We start from the raw sequence: 15,572 nt of genomic DNA on the forward strand, positions 1-15,572 counted from the left end.
TACAACGCTGAATCATTATGAATCGCTATCCAATCTGGAAATATATTGTGATCGTCTTCGCGCTGCTGTTCGGCGTGGTGTACACACTGCCAAACTTTTTCGGCGAATCGCCTGCAGTCCAAATCAGCAGCATAAAGTCTACCTTGAAGGTAGATAGCACGCTAAGCGGTCGGGTGGAGCAAGTTTTGCAGCAAGCCAATCTGGCACCGCTCAATGTAGTTTTTGATAATGCCGGGACGGAGGGCTCAGTGCGTGCGCGTTTCAAGGATACGGACACCCAATTCAAGGCCAAAACGGTACTCGAAAAAGAGTTGAATACCGATCCCGCCGATCCAATGTATAGCGTTGCTTATAATTTGGTGCCAAATACGCCGCAGTGGCTGCAAAGCTTGCACGCGTTTCCGATGTTTCTGGGCCTGGATCTGCGCGGCGGTGTTTATTTCCTGATGCAAGTCGATGTGCAGGCGATCGCGAATAAGCGTATCCAGGGCCTGCAAGCAAGTACCCGCAGCATTTTGCGTGACAAAGATATACGCTACAGCGGTATTGACCGCAACGGCGATGCAATTGAAATCGGTTTCCGCGACCTGGCTACCCTGAACAGCGCAAAGACGCTATTGGCAGACCAGTTGCCTGAACTCACTTTGACCGAAGCACCGGCGGGGGCAGAGCCTAAGTTGACCGCTAACCTGAAACCGGATGTGTTAAAAACAACCACCGATCAAAGTGTCCAGCAAAATATTCTTACACTATCGAAGCGCGTCAATGAGCTAGGCGTTGCCGAGCCGATCATTCAGCGCCAGGGTGCTGACCGGATCGTGGTGCAGTTGCCCGGCGTGCAGGATGTGGCGCGCGCCAAGGACATTATTGGTCGCACCGCGACGCTGGAAGTGCGTCTGGTGGATGAGTCGGTGACGCGGGGGACAGAATTAAGTGCTGCAGTACCGTTCGGTTCCGAACTGTTCAAGGTCGGTAAAAACGCCCCCGTGATTTTGTACAAAGATCCGGTGTTAACCGGCGATTACATCTCCAACGCTTCGGTCTCATTCGATCAGAATCATCAACCCGCTGTCAGTATCGATTTGAACGGTGACGGTGGTCGTAAGATGCGCGCTGCTACCAGAGACAAAATTGGTAAAGGGATGGCGGTCGTATTGTTTGAAAAAGGCAAAGGCGAAGTCTTGACGGTGGCGACCATTCAAAGCGAATTGGGTTCGAGCTTCCAGATTACCGGCATGGGAACACCGCAAGCCGCTGCCGACTTGTCGCTGCTAATGCGCGCCGGTTCACTGGCGGCACCGATGGAGATCATCGAAGAGCGCACCATTGGGCCGCAACTCGGTGCTGAAAATATCAAAAAAGGTTTTGATTCCACCATGTACGGCTTTATGGTTGTTTCGGCCTTCATGATTATTTATTACCTGTTGTTCGGTCTGTTTAGCGTGATTGCGTTGTCGGTTAATTTGTTGCTGCTGGTTGCCGTGTTGTCGACTTTGCAAGCTACGTTGACACTGCCCGGTATCGCCGCGATTGCTTTGACGCTGGGTATGGCGATTGATGCCAACGTACTGGTCAACGAGCGGATACGCGAAGAGTTACGCAAAGGGAACTCTCCTCAGGCTGCGATTGCCTTAGGGTTTGAGCACGCGTGGCACACCATTCTCGACTCCAATGTGACGGCACTCATTGCCGGTATTGCGTTGCTGGTTTTTGGTTCCGGTGCTATTCGTGGTTTTGCGGTGGTGCATTGCCTGGGTATTCTGACTTCGATGTTCTCGGCAGTGTTCTTCTCCCGTGGTTTAGCCAATTTGTGGTACGGCCGCCGTAAGAAACTGACGTCATTGTCCATCGGCAAAGTATGGCGACCTGGCGATTAATAATTTCGTCCGGCCTGAATTTTAAAAAGTAGATGTTGAAATGACCGTTCTGCCAGTTTTATGTGTTGCAAGACAGGATATAAAATGCGGTCGGTCAAACCAAAAGGAATGTGATGGAGTTTTTCCGAATTAAAAAAGATATTCCGTTCATGCGCCACGCATTGATTTTAAATGCGGTGTCGGCGCTGACGTTTGTCCTGGCGGTGTTTTTCCTGTTTCATAAGGGTTTGCATTTGTCGATCGAATTCACCGGCGGTACGGTGATGGAACTGACGTATAGCCAGCCGGCGAACATCGATGGTATTCGCAAGACGGTGGAAGACATCGGTTTTGCTGACAATCAGATTCAAAGCTTTGGTACGGCGCAAGATGTATTGATTCGCCTTCCCGCTAAAAAAGGTGTCAGTTCATCGCAACAAAGCGAAACTGTGCTCAACGCGTTAAAAGCGACCAATCCGGACGTGCAACTGAAGCGTACCGAATTTGTCGGGCCGCAGGTTGGGGAGGAACTGGCGCATGATGGTTTAATGGCACTGCTGTTCGTGATTGTCGGTATCGTGATTTATCTGGCGATTCGATTTGAGTGGAAATATGCGATTGCTGCGATCATCGCCAACTTGCATGATGTCGTGATTATTTTGGGATTTTTTGCATTCTTTCAGTGGGAGTTTTCGCTCACTGTTCTGGCGGCGGTGCTGGCGGTGCTGGGTTACTCGGTCAACGAATCAGTGGTTGTTTTTGACCGGGTGCGAGAGACATTCCGCGACCGGAAGTATGGCAAGCTGGCGACCCCGGATGTGTTAAATCACGCGATTACCAGTACCATTTCACGCACCATTATTACCCACGGTAGTACTGAAATTATGGTGCTATCGATGTTGATATTTGGTGGTCCGACGCTGCATTATTTTGCTGCGGCGCTGACTATCGGTATCTTGTTCGGTATCTATTCTTCCGTATTCGTCGCCGCTGCATTAGCGATGTGGCTGGGTGTTAAGCGCGAAGATTTGATCAAGCCGATCAAGGAAAAAGATGAAACTGAAGGCGCTGTAGTGTAAATATTGATTGAAAAGTCTGTCCGTCTTTTTCAAATTTATTTACGGTATTGCCATAGTTGCCCCGTTTAAGTTTATACGGGGCATTTTTTTGTCTGTCCGTGTCAGCCCCTCAGGCGTCCGGTATCTGCAAGCTTAACAATGCCGAGCTAAGGCATTTGCCATGCGCATCCAGTGCCAGTGAACGCGTCACGCCGCCGCCAAGCGCCTTATGCAATACAAAATTGAGAGCGCCGAGTTGGGGCAGCGCATAACGGATAACTTCGCCAAATGCGACCCCGGAGAAATGGTCTTTGACGACCTCGGCGGTCAGATATTGTTCTAGTAACGCAAAGTCCTGGGGGGCATAAGCAATCACAGACAGGTTTGATATATCCCCTTTATCTCCCGCACGGGAGTGCGCTATGTCGCGAAGTTGCATCTCAGATCTCCTCACAGTACACAATCGCCACAACACAGGTGTGTGGCATTAAAGTGGAGCGCACGGCCACCACGTCTTTGGCCAGTTTGGTGGCACCACCGCCGCCCGCAGGGCCGCAGGTATAAAGCGTCTCTACTTCGTTACCGATACGGACGGCTTCCTTCAGACTATCGGTTCGTCCTGTCACGCGTATGCGTACTTCGTAAGGTTCCTGAGGCGTGTTGTTCAACGCGTTTGCGGCGCTCAATGCTGCACCGTGTATTGCATTGACGCCAATCATGTCATAGCGGATTTCGTTTACTTTGACGTTGGTGATTTTCAATCGCTCTGCAACAATGTCCAGCGCCAGTTGCGCGCGCCCCAGCGCGCCAGGACCGGCGTAAGACATTTGTCCCTCGCCGATGTAGCTGTCGATATAGCCAATAGTTACCTTTAGCATGCCGGTTTTGGGATGGCCGGTCGCGCCGTTTATCGCGACGCGATCAGGGCCGATTTCTGACATCGTAACCCGGGAAAAATCCGCCACCACGTCCGGCGTCAGGTAAGCCGCCGGATCATGGATTTCATAGAGCAATTGTTCTTTGCAAGTCGCAGCAGTGACGCTGCCGCCCGAACCGGCGACCTTAGTAATAATCACGCTGCCATCTTCGGAAACCTCACCGATGGGGAAGCCCAGACGCGCCAGATTGCTGACATCCTTATAGCCAGGGTCGGCAAAATACCCGCCGGTAATTTGTCCAGCGCACTCTAGCAAATGTCCTACCAACGTTCCTTGACCTAGCCGATGCCAGTCGTCCATTGCCCAACCAAACTCATGGATGAGAGGCGCTAGCACTAAAGCAGGATCCGCGATCCGACCGGTCACGATCACGTCGGCACCTTGTGCCAGTGCTTCCACCAGCGCTTGTGCGCCGAGGTAAGCGTTGGCCGAAAGCAAGCGGTTTCCCAGTTCGGCGACTGGTATTCCGTTGTCGTCCAGATAATTGCCTTGTTGTAGGATCGATAAAACATCATCGCCAGAAATCGCCGCAATTTTCAGCTTGGTTAGACCCAGCGATAGCGCAACCTCTTTGACCTTCGCAGCAGCGGCAAGCGGGTTTGCCGCACCCATGTTGGTAATAATCTTGATTCCCTTTTCGCTACAGATACGCAACACCGCGTGCATGCGGTCGGCAAGCAGAGGATCGTAACCCAGCGCCGCATCTTTCATCCGGGCTTGCTGCGCGAGGGCGATCGTACGTTCGGCCAGACATTCAAAAATCAAATAATCGATATCACCTTTTTCTGCCAGTTCGATAGCCGGTTCAATCCGATCACCGGAATATCCCGCACCGGCCCCAATGCGAATTTGTTTCATGTTTTCTCCTTTCGCTAAATCTTATAGCGGAAAAACACCAATAATGACGCAAGCGATAGTCATTACAATCGATGCGGCAAACAGGTATTTGAACGTATATTTTTGATGATCAGCCAGATCAATCCCGGCCAGACCGGCGACCAGAAAGGTGGCTGGCGTCAACGGACTGACAGGGAATCCGGTGGTCATTTGTCCCAGCAGGGCGGCCTGCGCGACTTGAATGGTTGGCACGCCAAGCATGTGGCTGACCTCCGCGACCACAGGCAGCACGCCGAAATAAAATGAGTCAGGATCGAACAATAAAGAAAGTGGCATTGATAGCAAACCCAGCACCACCGGAATATGCGACGCCATTTCGGGCGGGACCAGAGCGACTGCGGATTTCGCCATTGCGGCAAGCATGCCCGATTTGGTCATGATGCCGGTAAATACCCCGGCTGCAAACAAAATGCTCGCCATCAGCAGTGCCGCTTTAGCATGCGCATCGACCCGTGCACGTTGCATATCCACATTGGGATAGTTGATCATCAGCGCAAGCACGACGCCAAGCATGAACATGACCACCGGATCGACTTTACCGCTGATCATGACCCCAAGGACGACGATGGTTAATACGATGTTGATCCAGAAATTGTGGGGACGACGGATTTGCTTCTCAAGATCGGTCAAATCGTGGGTATGGACAAACCCGATTGGCGCACCGTTGGTCAGACCCAGACGAATCTCTTCTTTCCGCCCCAGCCAATAGGACACACCAAAGACAAAGGTCAGACCGACCAGTTGAATTGGAATCAATGGCGTAAATATTTCGCTCACCGGAATATGCAGCGCGGCGGAAGCTCGGATCATCGGCCCGGTCCATGGAAGAAAATTTACCCCCGCTGCGAGTGAGGCAACGCAGGCCAGAATCCGCTTGTCGATGCCGAGGCGTGTATAAAGCGGCAGCATCGCAGGGATAGTTACCAGAAAGGTGACCGCACCGGAGCCGTCCAGATGGATCAATAACGCCAGCAATGCGGTGCCGGGTACAATCCGCGATGGTCTGCTGCCGACAATGCGCAAGATGCCGCTGATCACGGGATCAAGCATTCCTGCATCAGTAACGATCCCGAAGAACAGTATGGCAAACACAAACATGCCCGCGACCGGGGCAATATTGGTGATGCCTGAAACGATGAATTTGGAGGTCTCCAGACCAAAACCGCCGATCAGGGAGGCAACGATGGGTATTGCGATAAGCGCCACTAGCGGTGACATTTTTTTGGTAAGTATCATCGTGAGCAACACGATAATCGTGACGAAACCGAGTATTGCCAGCATATTTGTCTCCTGATGTTATGCGTATGCTTATCTATTTAGCATTTGCTGCTATTTTGTCGTGCTTCATTTATATTGTAAAATTAAATTTTTAGATCAATTAATCTGAAAATTAGATTAATCGAGTGTCTTTGTAGACTTCTCATGAATTCCATTCTGGAAATTTTGCAGCCAAATGATTTAGCTTAGTCAGACAGTAGCTTATTTATGCAGCCCAACATTTCGACCAAACTACTCCATGCTTTTCTTGCCCTCGACGAGTGCCGTCACTTCACGCGTGCGGCAGAGCGCTGCCACTTATCGCAATCCGCGTTTAGCGTCGTCATTCAAAAACTGGAGGCGGTAGTCGGCGCGCAACTAGTCGAGCGCGATACCCGCAACGTCACACTGACGCCCGAAGGCGAGATTTTTGTGGAAGTGGCGCGCAGTCTGGTGTCCGACATCGAGGCGGCCTTTGCGGATATGGCGGATTACGTCGCCCGGCGCAAAGGGCGCGTTTCCATCGCTGCGCTTCCTTCGCTGGCTGCGAATGGTTTGCCCGCGGTCATAGCACAATATAAAAAACAGTTCCCCGGGATAACGGTTCAACTTTACGACGCGTTGTCAGATCAATGCCTGGGATTGCTCAGACTGGGAAAAGCCGACCTCGCATTGACCGCCCCCGGTGCCAGCTTGATGGAATTTGAATCGCGGACTTTATGTAGTGATCCCTTTTATCTGGTCTGCCGTAGGGATCATCCTTTAGCCAAAAAGAAGCGTATTGCGTTGCCGGATTTGAGCGGATGCGATTTGATTCACTTGGCAAAGTCCACCAGCGTCAGGCAAAAGGTAGACCAACTCATACGCGACATCGCGGTAAACAACACCGGATTTGAGGTCGAACATTTAGCGACAGTTGCAGGATTAATCGAGCACGGGCTGGGGGTTAGTTTGGTACCAGAACTCACTCTATTTCAATTTAGGCACCTGAATTTAACTGCTATTGCGCTGGAAACTGATGACGTGGTGCGTCCAATTTATATTGTCAAGCAGAAAGATCGCACGCTCTCAATCGCGGCGCAGGGCATGTTCGACTTGATCGTTGCGAGCTTTAAGCAACCGTAATAGAAGGTGTGACGGACGCTTGATTGTCGGGCGGATTTTAAGAAAATCTGTTTAGAAAGCACGACAATCGGTCTACAGGCATAATTGTCAGCCGACGCACGTAGACAAGCTCCTGTCCGCAGCGTTATGCATCGCTAGCATTATCATCATTAAAAAAATTCTGTAATCAATGTTTCGTACAGTGTTATGACCTCATTATTTGGGTGTGGTTTTCATTTGGCTAATAGCGGACTGGAGTAAAGATGGATTGGAATAATGCGCTGCTCGAAAGTCTGATCTGGATTAGCAAGGCTTTTATTATTAGTATTATCTGCCTGAGTCTTATCGTTATAATTCTGGCGCGCTTCACGATATGGGGGCGTCAATTTCGGCGTCTGACGTGGGCTTTTTTTAGTCCTACCCGAAGTAAAAAGCCATTACTCTGGCTCGCCGGGATTGTGTTTCTAACGTTGTTTTCTGTGCGGATGAACGTCCTCTTTTCATTTTGGAGCAACGGCCTTTACAGCGCATTGCAAAAGCTGGATGCCAAAGTGTTCTGGACCATGGTGATCATATTTTCGATTCTTGCCACGGTCCATGTAGTGCGGGCTTTAATTAATTTTTATGTCCGTCAGGCCTTCCTGATTCATTGGCGCGTGTGGCTGACCAATAATCTGGTGGAGCGCTGGTTGAGCAATCAGGCCTATCATCGCACGCAGTTCGTCGCGCAAAAAATCGACAACCCCGATCAACGTATCCAGCAGGATGTTGAAGGATTTGTCTCCAGTTCATTGCTATTGTCGATGGGTGTGCTGGACTCGGTCGTCTCTCTATTCTCGTTTAGTTTCATCCTCTGGGGTTTGTCCGGTGCGCTGGGAATGTTCGGCGTGGAGATACCACGGGCGATGGTTTTTCTGGTCTACATTTACGTCCTGATCGCCACAATTTTTGCAGTGAGGGTTGGGCGTCCGTTGATGCGCCTGTCGTTTATGCGCGAGAAGTTTAATGCGGATTTTCGTTATGCATTGGTCCGTGTTCGCGAATACGCAGAGAGCATTGCTTTTTTTCGCGGAGAAAATGTCGAGCGTAGCGCATTGGCATCGCGGTTCAGCGATATTGTTGGCAACATGTGGGCGATTATTTCGCGGTCGCTTAAATTTCAGGGTTTGAATTTAGTGGTGAGTCAAATCGCTGTCGTGTTTCCGCTGATTATTCAGGCGCCACGTTTTTTTAGCAAACAGATCACCCTCGGCGACATGATGCAAACCGCGCAGGCCTTTGGTCAGGTGCAAGACTCATTATCGTTTTTTCGAAACGCCTACGATGACTTTGCTGGCTATCGCGCGATCATGAATCGTCTTACCGGTTATCTCGACTCGATAGATGCGGCATTGCAATTGCCGGGTGCACAGATCGGTTATCAGCAGAATATATTCATCGTGGATGGTCTGACTGTAAAAACCCCGGATCAACTGATGCTGGTGGAAAACTTAAACCTGAATTTACCCCCAATGGCTTCGTTATTGATCCGTGGTCGTTCTGGTGTCGGCAAGACGACATTGCTGCGCGCAGTGTCCGGACTCTGGCCTTACGTGGAGGGCAATATCGCACGTCCGGACCCGCAGCACACATTGTTTTTACCGCAGAAACCTTATCTGCCGTTGGGCACATTGCGCACCGCTTTGCACTATCCTAATCTTGTGCGTAACGACGACGGTGCTTCGGAAGTGCTGCGAAAATGTCAGCTATCGCATTTGATCCCCCGGCTGGACGATGACGCCGACTGGTCGCAAATATTATCGCTGGGCGAACAGCAGCGGCTCGCAATCGGTCGCGTGTTGTTAAGTCGCCCGCAAGTTGTATTTTTGGATGAAGCCAGTTCTGCAATGGATGAGGGATTAGAGCACGCGATGTATCAATTGATACGCGACACGTTGCCCCAGGTCATCATGGTTAGCGTTGGGCATCGTAGTAGTTTGGCGGTATTTCATGCACAGGAATTGATGTTGTTTGGCGCTGGAAAATGGCGATTGGGCGCAATGGAAGGTTGGATTGGCGCTACGGAGGCACCTGCGTTGCCGGTGTGAACTGAAGTTGAACGTTTAATCTTAATTGCCACGCTAAGTGACAAAAAAAATGGCTACGAAAGTAGCCATTTTTTTGTGCAGTAATTTGTCTCGGACGAGAGTTACACTTTGATAGTTACGCTTTAAAATTTGCGCGGTTCATCCGCACTTAAATTTTCTTAGCCAACTCGGCAGCGTAGCCAATGTAATTCGCGGGCGTCATTGCCAGCAAAAGATCTTTGGCTTCTTGCGGGATAGCGAGCGTCAGAATGAAGGTGCGCAGCGCTTCTTTAGAAATGCCTTTGCCGCGTGTTAATTCCTTCAATTGCTCGTACGGGTTTTCGATACCGTAGCGACGCATGACGGTTTGCACCGGCTCTGCCAAAACTTCCCAGGTGGCATCCAGGTCTTCTGCCAAACGTGCCGGGTTGACTTCCAGCTTGTTCAAACCACGCAAGCAGCTATCATAGGCCAGCAACGAATAGCCAAAGCCCACGCCGATGTTGCGCAGGACCGTAGAGTCAGTCAGGTCACGCTGCCAGCGCGAGACCGGCAATTTTTCCGCCATATGTTTGAGCACCGCGTTAGCCATACCGAGATTACCTTCGGAATTTTCAAAGTCAATCGGATTGACTTTATGCGGCATGGTCGACGATCCTATTTCGCCGGCTTTAAGGCGTTGCTTGAAATAACCAAGCGCAACGTAGCCCCAGATATCGCGATTAAGGTCTAGCAAAATCGTATTGGTTCGGGCGACGGCATCAAACAGTTCAGCCATGTAATCGTGCGGTTCGATTTGAATGGTGTACGGGTTATAGGTCAGCCCGAGACGCTGCTCGATCACATTTTTGGAGAAAGTTTCCCAGTCGAACGTCGGGTACGCGGATAAATGCGCGTTGTAGTTACCGACCGCGCCGTTCATTTTTCCCAGAATTTCGACTTCGGCAATACGTTTAGTTGCACGCTGCAAACGCGCGACGACGTTGGCCATTTCTTTGCCGAGCGTTGTAGGACTGGCTGGCTGGCCATGGGTGCGCGACAACATTGGTAGCGCGGCGTTCTCGTGCGCGAGGGCTGTGAGCTTGGCAATTAATTGTTTTAGCGATGGCAGTAAAACGGTATCCCGCGCAGCCTTCAGCATCATGCCATGCGACGTATTATTAATATCTTCCGAGGTGCAGGCAAAGTGGATAAATTCAGAAGCGGCAACCAGCTCAGCATCGTCCTTGACCTGTTCTTTAAGCCAGTACTCAACCGCTTTAACATCGTGGTTGGTGACCGCTTCGATTTCTTTGATTCTGGCAGCATCCGCTTCAGTGAAATCAGCGGCTATCTTGTCCAGTTGCGCGCTTGCAGCGGCCGAGAATGGTTTGATTTCCGAAAAGCCAGCATTTGCCAGCGCTTGCAACCACGATATTTCTACTTTAACGCGATGGTGCATGAAGCCAGACTCGGACAAAATCGGACGTAGTTTGTCGGTTTTGGCGGCGTAACGACCATCCAGTGGTGACAGGGCAGAAAGTGCGGTTAGGGACATGATAGTGGTAATCAAAAAAGTGAATCAAAACGCCGAGCGTTCCTGGCGAAACTATTGCCGTAGCTATAAAGGTAGCGACTTAGGCATGATGCTAATGCGCATCCCTTTATTGCAGGTGACTTATTGTGGGCCTTGACGGTGCTAAGGCCCCGAAGTTTCATGAGGCCAACAAGGTCGTTGCACCGAAGTGCCATCAGAGGCGGATTTTACCATTTGCGAGGGTAGTTATCTGTTGTTTTGCATGTTGACGCATCGGGGAGTTGCCGATTATGACAAACCGCGAGTTATAATCGGGACCAAATATTTCTATAAGTACCCTATGAAGCTGATCGGATCCCTCGGTAGTCCCTACGTGCGTAAAGTCCGTGTTGTCATGGCGGAAAAAAAACTCGACTATACTTTCGTTCTTGAAGACGTCTGGTCGGAAAATACGACGATTCAGATTTCGAATCCTCTCGGGAAAGTACCTTGCCTGATTATGGAAGACGGCGGAGCGATGTTCGACTCTCGCGTCATTGTTGAGTATCTCGACACTCTGACCCCTGTTGGTAAGTTAATTCCCGTCAACACGCGGGAACGCGCTGAAATTAAATGTTGGGAAGCGTTGGCTGATGGTGTATCGGACGCCGGCGTGCTAATCCGGCTGGAGCGTCTGCAGCGCCTTCCCGAGCATCAGAATGAGTCTCTGATAGCACGTCAGCGCAGCAAGGTTGATGCAGGTCTGAAAGCCATGGCCGCTGGTCTGGCTGAGAAGTCTTTCTGTTCCGGCAATCATTACACGCTCGCCGATGTCGCTGTCTGTTGCGCACTGGGGTGGTTAAGTTTCCGGTTCCCGGAAATTGAGTGGCGCGAGACTTATCCTACGCTGGCTAAACTGTTTGATAAATTATCCGAACGACCATCATTCAAAGACACCGCTCCTCAATGACTTCCTTCTGAACCTACTGCGCGTCGCGAATACTGCGTTGCACGGTGCTCGCAATCCTCATGGTCTAAAGACCATTCCGGTTGCTCCGCGCCGTGCGCCTTGTCTTCACGGCGCTCGCTACGGTTCAGAAGGAAGTTTGTCTCTTCGGTCCTGACTATTCGGCCCTGATACGCCTGCGGACATTGAGTCGGCGATGCTCCTGTTCTTATGCTCTGAAGTACATTAAAGGTGTACTTTTTCAGCCTTGCTTAGCTTTCCCCGCGCGGCTTTTTCTCGCGGTAAAGAAAGTTGATGGCGCTTCTCCAAAGGTTTTTTTGAACATCGCAGAAAATGCCGACTGGCTTGCATAGCCTAACTTTGCGGCCACCATTGACAGCGGCATGCCGCGGGTGATCATCGGAGCCGCATGCGCAAGCCTTATCTGTTGGCGCCACTGGCCAAATGTTAGTCCCAGGTCGCGCTCAAATAGTCGTGCCAGTGTTCTTTCTGAGGCACCGACCCGATGTGCCCATTCGCCGAGTGTCATTGGGGATCCAGGATCATCGAGCAAGGCCTTGCATAACGTCAGCAGACGCTTTTCAGTTGGTAACGCGATCTGAAAAGCCTGCGTCTCAGCCTGGGCCAATTCATTTAAGATAAGTTGGTTGAGCAGCGATTCGCGATGGCTATTCTCATCGGCTTCAAATAACGCGGCGATCATTTCGCGCAACAGCGAAGTGACTTCCAGCACGATGCATTGATTGCCTTGAAACGGTGCCGCGCTGGTGTGTATGTAAAGCGCACGCAACTGGGCTTTTTCGATAGTTTTGATTTCGTGCATGACTTGCGGTGGAATCCAGATAGCGCGCAAAGGCGGCACGATCCAGGTGCTGTTGCCGACCGACACACGCAATGTGCCTTCGGGTGCATAGGTGACCTGGCCCCAGTCATGCGTATGAGCGTGCAACACCGCCGATGCTTCCAGATCCCGCGCACGCATGCGCACCAGGTGCTGTAAGTCTGGCGCAGCATCCGTCAAGTCTGTCTGGGTATGGGTCAATATTGTGATGGACATTAGGGCGGGCCAGTGTTCATATGGCTGGCGAGGTTGGCAGGTATGCGATAGAAGTTGACATTTTATCTTAAAACAGTCGTGATGTTTTTGCTTACACTTCAGTATAACGTGCCGCTATCCTGATGCTTCTGAAGCGCTCATAAAACCCCTTAGGCTCTCGTGAAAGCTAGACAGGCAATTACTTAAGCAACCCTTTAAGCAAGGACGTAAGCACGGACGTAAGCAAGCACCTGAGTAAGCACCTGAGCAAGCTAAGCCGCCGCAACAAGCAACTAAGCGCCCACGACATAAGATGCAACACATGTCCGCGGACCAGTTTCAACCTTTTCTTTAAATCGCCATGCAAACAGCTATAAGTCAGGCAACGTCTTCACAAAAACAGTTAAGCACCGAGAAAACTGGTTTCCGAGTGTTGGGTGCGATCAGTTTTGCCCACTTTCTGAACGATATGATTCAGTCGCTGATTTTGTCGATTTACCCTTTGCTGAAGGCTAATTTTAGCCTGAGCTTTGCCGAGATTGGGTTGATCACACTGACCTACCAGATCACTGCATCAATTTTGCAACCGGTAGTCGGACTGTACACGGACAAGCACCCAAAGCCCTATTCGCTGGCGATAGGAATGTGCTTTACGCTGCTCGGTTTGCTGACGTTATCGATGGCACCGAGTTTTGGGTTGTTACTGGTGGCGGCAGCGCTGGTTGGTACTGGCTCGTCAATTTTTCATCCTGAGTCGTCACGGGTAGCACGCATGGCTTCAGGCGGGCGCCATGGACTGGCGCAGTCGATATTTCAGGTCGGCGGCAATGCGGGTAGCTCAATGGGCCCGTTGCTGGCGGCCTGGATTATTATTCCTCATGGGCAAACCAGCATCGCATGGTTCTCTCTTGCGGCGTTATTGGCGATTGCCGTATTGTGGCAAATTGGCAACTGGTATAAACAGCAAGGCCGTGTTGCCAAGAGCAAGACAGCTAAAGCGCATCAGGTGTACGTCGCTTTGCCGCGCAAGAAAGTGTTATTTTCAATCGGTGTTCTGTTGGTTCTGGTCTTCTCCAAATATTTTTACATGGCTAGTTTGAGCAGTTATTTTACTTTTTACCTGATCGACAGGTTCCACTTGTCGGTGCAATCGGCCCAGGTGCACCTGTTTGTGTTTTTATTTGCCGTCGCCGCTGGCACTATGTTGGGCGGACCAATCGGCGATCGCGTTGGTCGCAAACTCGTGATTTGGGTCTCGATTCTGGGCGTGGCACCTTTTACGCTGATGCTGCCGTATGCTAATTTATTCTGGACCGGCATCCTGACGGTGATCATAGGCGTGATTCTAGCTTCCGCATTTTCAGCGATTCTGGTATTTGCGCAGGAGTTGGTGCCGGGTAAAGTCGGTACTGTCTCCGGCTTATTCTTCGGCTTTGCATTCGGGATGGGGGGCATAGGTGCGGCGGCTTTGGGCAAGCTCGCGGATCTGACTGATATCCATTTTGTCTATCAGGTGTGTTCATTCCTGCCACTGATCGGGCTACTCGCAGCTTTTCTGCCGAATCTTGATGCACATAGGCAAAAGGCACCGGCAGTGTGAATCGCGGACCTTTAATATTACGACCGCATTTCGCCATGTGAGTAAATAACTACGTGAGGCTAATTACCAGGTAAGGCGAAAGAATCAAGGCCGGAATGGCTCATGACCGTAAAAAAAGCGCGCTTAAGTTGATCTTAAGCGCGCTTTCTTAGTTTGAAGACTTTACTGTCGTGCCTAATGCTGTACTTTTGTTACTTCTTATTGGTTGCCACCCATTGCTGGAGAGCCTGTAAGGTGTTTTCGACATGCTTTTCAGGGCTTAGACTGCTATATTCATAGAGAATATTGCCGTTTGGCGCAATAACATACGACACCCTGTCTGCGTAGTTCGTCCGCGATAGCAGCACCGAATCGTAGGATTTCATAATGCTTTGTGTGGTGTCGGCGGCGACTGCAAACTTACTGCGGCATTCGCTGAGAGAAAACTTATTTAAGGTATCTATACTGTCATTGGATACGCCGACTACGGTGGCCCCAAGCGCTTTGTATTTGTCGGTCGCGTCGGCAAACAAATGCGCTTCAATGGTGCAGCCTTTGCTAAATGCAGCAGGATAGAAATACACAACCACAGGGCCTTTTTTTAATTCAGTGGACAAAGAGTAGGTGAATACTTTTCCCCCTAATGACGCCTGAGTAGAAAAATCAGGTGCCTTGTCCCCGGCCTTTAGCGCCGCAAACGCGGGCGCCGCTACTGTCGCACACATTACGATTCCAGCGATCCATCGTTTCATGTCTTTTCCTTTAGTTATTTGGCAATAGCCATGGCGAAGCCTAGCGGCTTAGGCTGGATGACTATACCATTTCTTTTTGATTGGATTTTGCTGGTGTTCTCTTCAACTGCTCGGCCGCGTGACGCAAGTGAATAAGTGAGGGGCCGCGGTGCGACCCTGAAGTTGTTAACTTAGGATAGCGGCTTTCATGGGATGCGCAATGGCACGGTCAGTGCCACCCATGATGACCACCGCCGTGACCGCCAAAGCCGCCACCGCCACCTCGTCCGTGACCCCATCCACCGCCGTGCCCCCCGCCCCAGCCATAAGGGCTGTGACCATAATTAGAATAGCCAAAACCGAGTGAAACTGAGGGTGCCACGTAGACTGGCGCTGCGGCAACATAAGCGCCATCGACGCTGCCATAGGGAGCATAATTACCGGCGCCATAGCCATAGTTGCCATAATTGCCATAGCCGTCATATGGAACTGCAACGCACCCCCCAAGTACTAGCATCGCGCCTAAAGCACCTGTCAAAAGAATTTTTTTCATGACCTTTGCATCCTTGTTTTCATTTTGTTCTACAA

The 15,572-nt window shown here is 50.8% G+C and carries 13 protein-coding genes; 6 read left to right on the forward strand and 7 right to left on the reverse strand.

The window, feature by feature from the left end:
* Nucleotides 1-17: 17 nt before the first annotated feature.
* Nucleotides 18-1,877 carry a protein translocase subunit SecD gene (gene secD / locus HAV38_RS11995; protein ID WP_168055632.1) on the forward strand — a complete coding sequence of 620 codons (1,860 nt, stop codon included), beginning with the start codon at nucleotides 18-20 and terminating at the stop codon, nucleotides 1,875-1,877.
* A 113-nt stretch (nucleotides 1,878-1,990) separates the two neighbouring features.
* On the forward strand, nucleotides 1,991-2,935 hold the full coding sequence (secF, locus tag HAV38_RS12000; RefSeq protein WP_168055633.1) for a protein translocase subunit SecF: 945 nt from the start codon (nucleotides 1,991-1,993) through the stop codon (nucleotides 2,933-2,935).
* 109 nt (nucleotides 2,936-3,044) lie between these two features.
* Here secF and HAV38_RS12005 read toward each other — a convergent pair whose 3' ends face one another.
* From HAV38_RS12005 to HAV38_RS12015, 3 genes are read right to left on the reverse strand one after another with little or no spacing between them, the layout of a single operon-like run.
* Nucleotides 3,045-3,353, reverse strand: coding sequence for an AtuA-related protein (locus HAV38_RS12005; RefSeq protein WP_168055634.1), 309 nt, complete (start codon nucleotides 3,351-3,353; stop codon nucleotides 3,045-3,047).
* Nucleotide 3,354: 1 nt separating this feature from the next.
* Nucleotides 3,355-4,710, reverse strand: a complete 1,356-nt coding sequence (locus HAV38_RS12010) for an acyclic terpene utilization AtuA family protein (protein WP_168055635.1) — start codon at nucleotides 4,708-4,710, stop codon at nucleotides 3,355-3,357.
* A gap of 21 nt (nucleotides 4,711-4,731) precedes the next feature.
* Entirely contained in the window at nucleotides 4,732-6,030 is a 1,299-nt protein-coding gene (locus HAV38_RS12015) for a CitMHS family transporter (protein WP_168055636.1), read from the reverse strand.
* Nucleotides 6,031-6,234: 204 nt separating this feature from the next.
* Here HAV38_RS12015 and HAV38_RS12020 point away from each other — a divergent pair, with 204 nt between their 5' ends.
* The gene (locus HAV38_RS12020) at nucleotides 6,235-7,131 is read left to right on the forward strand and encodes a LysR family transcriptional regulator (RefSeq protein WP_168055637.1); all 897 of its coding nucleotides are present in this window, start codon (nucleotides 6,235-6,237) and stop codon (nucleotides 7,129-7,131) included.
* A gap of 242 nt (nucleotides 7,132-7,373) precedes the next feature.
* On the forward strand, nucleotides 7,374-9,197 hold the full coding sequence (locus tag HAV38_RS12025; protein ID WP_168055638.1) for an ABC transporter ATP-binding protein/permease: 1,824 nt from the start codon (nucleotides 7,374-7,376) through the stop codon (nucleotides 9,195-9,197).
* Between the two features lie 148 nt (nucleotides 9,198-9,345).
* Here HAV38_RS12025 and purB read toward each other — a convergent pair whose 3' ends face one another.
* Entirely contained in the window at nucleotides 9,346-10,713 is a 1,368-nt protein-coding gene (purB, locus tag HAV38_RS12030) for an adenylosuccinate lyase (protein WP_168055639.1), read from the reverse strand.
* Between the two features lie 319 nt (nucleotides 10,714-11,032).
* Here purB and HAV38_RS12035 point away from each other — a divergent pair, with 319 nt between their 5' ends.
* Nucleotides 11,033-11,641, forward strand: a complete 609-nt coding sequence (locus HAV38_RS12035) for a glutathione S-transferase N-terminal domain-containing protein (protein WP_168055640.1) — start codon at nucleotides 11,033-11,035, stop codon at nucleotides 11,639-11,641.
* 238 nt (nucleotides 11,642-11,879) lie between these two features.
* On the opposite strand, the gene HAV38_RS12040 is transcribed toward HAV38_RS12035, so the two are convergent.
* Nucleotides 11,880-12,695, reverse strand: coding sequence for an AraC family transcriptional regulator (locus tag HAV38_RS12040; RefSeq protein WP_168055641.1), 816 nt, complete (start codon nucleotides 12,693-12,695; stop codon nucleotides 11,880-11,882).
* Between the two features lie 340 nt (nucleotides 12,696-13,035).
* Between HAV38_RS12040 and HAV38_RS12045 the strand changes: the two genes are divergently transcribed.
* Nucleotides 13,036-14,274 carry an MFS transporter gene (locus tag HAV38_RS12045; RefSeq protein ID WP_168055642.1) on the forward strand — a complete coding sequence of 413 codons (1,239 nt, stop codon included), beginning with the start codon at nucleotides 13,036-13,038 and terminating at the stop codon, nucleotides 14,272-14,274.
* Between the two features lie 191 nt (nucleotides 14,275-14,465).
* Here HAV38_RS12045 and HAV38_RS12050 read toward each other — a convergent pair whose 3' ends face one another.
* Together HAV38_RS12050 and HAV38_RS12055 are read right to left on the reverse strand one after the other, a co-directional pair.
* Entirely contained in the window at nucleotides 14,466-15,005 is a 540-nt protein-coding gene (locus tag HAV38_RS12050) for a peroxiredoxin (RefSeq protein ID WP_168055643.1), read from the reverse strand.
* A 208-nt stretch (nucleotides 15,006-15,213) separates the two neighbouring features.
* Complete coding sequence (locus tag HAV38_RS12055; RefSeq protein WP_184013424.1) at nucleotides 15,214-15,537, reverse strand: spore coat protein; 324 nt, start codon at nucleotides 15,535-15,537, stop codon at nucleotides 15,214-15,216.
* Between the last annotated feature and the right edge of the window lie 35 nt (nucleotides 15,538-15,572).

Origin of the sequence: Glaciimonas immobilis, from assembly GCF_011947285.1 — a bacterium.
GTDB classification, from domain to species: domain Bacteria; phylum Pseudomonadota; class Gammaproteobacteria; order Burkholderiales; family Burkholderiaceae_D; genus Glaciimonas; species Glaciimonas immobilis.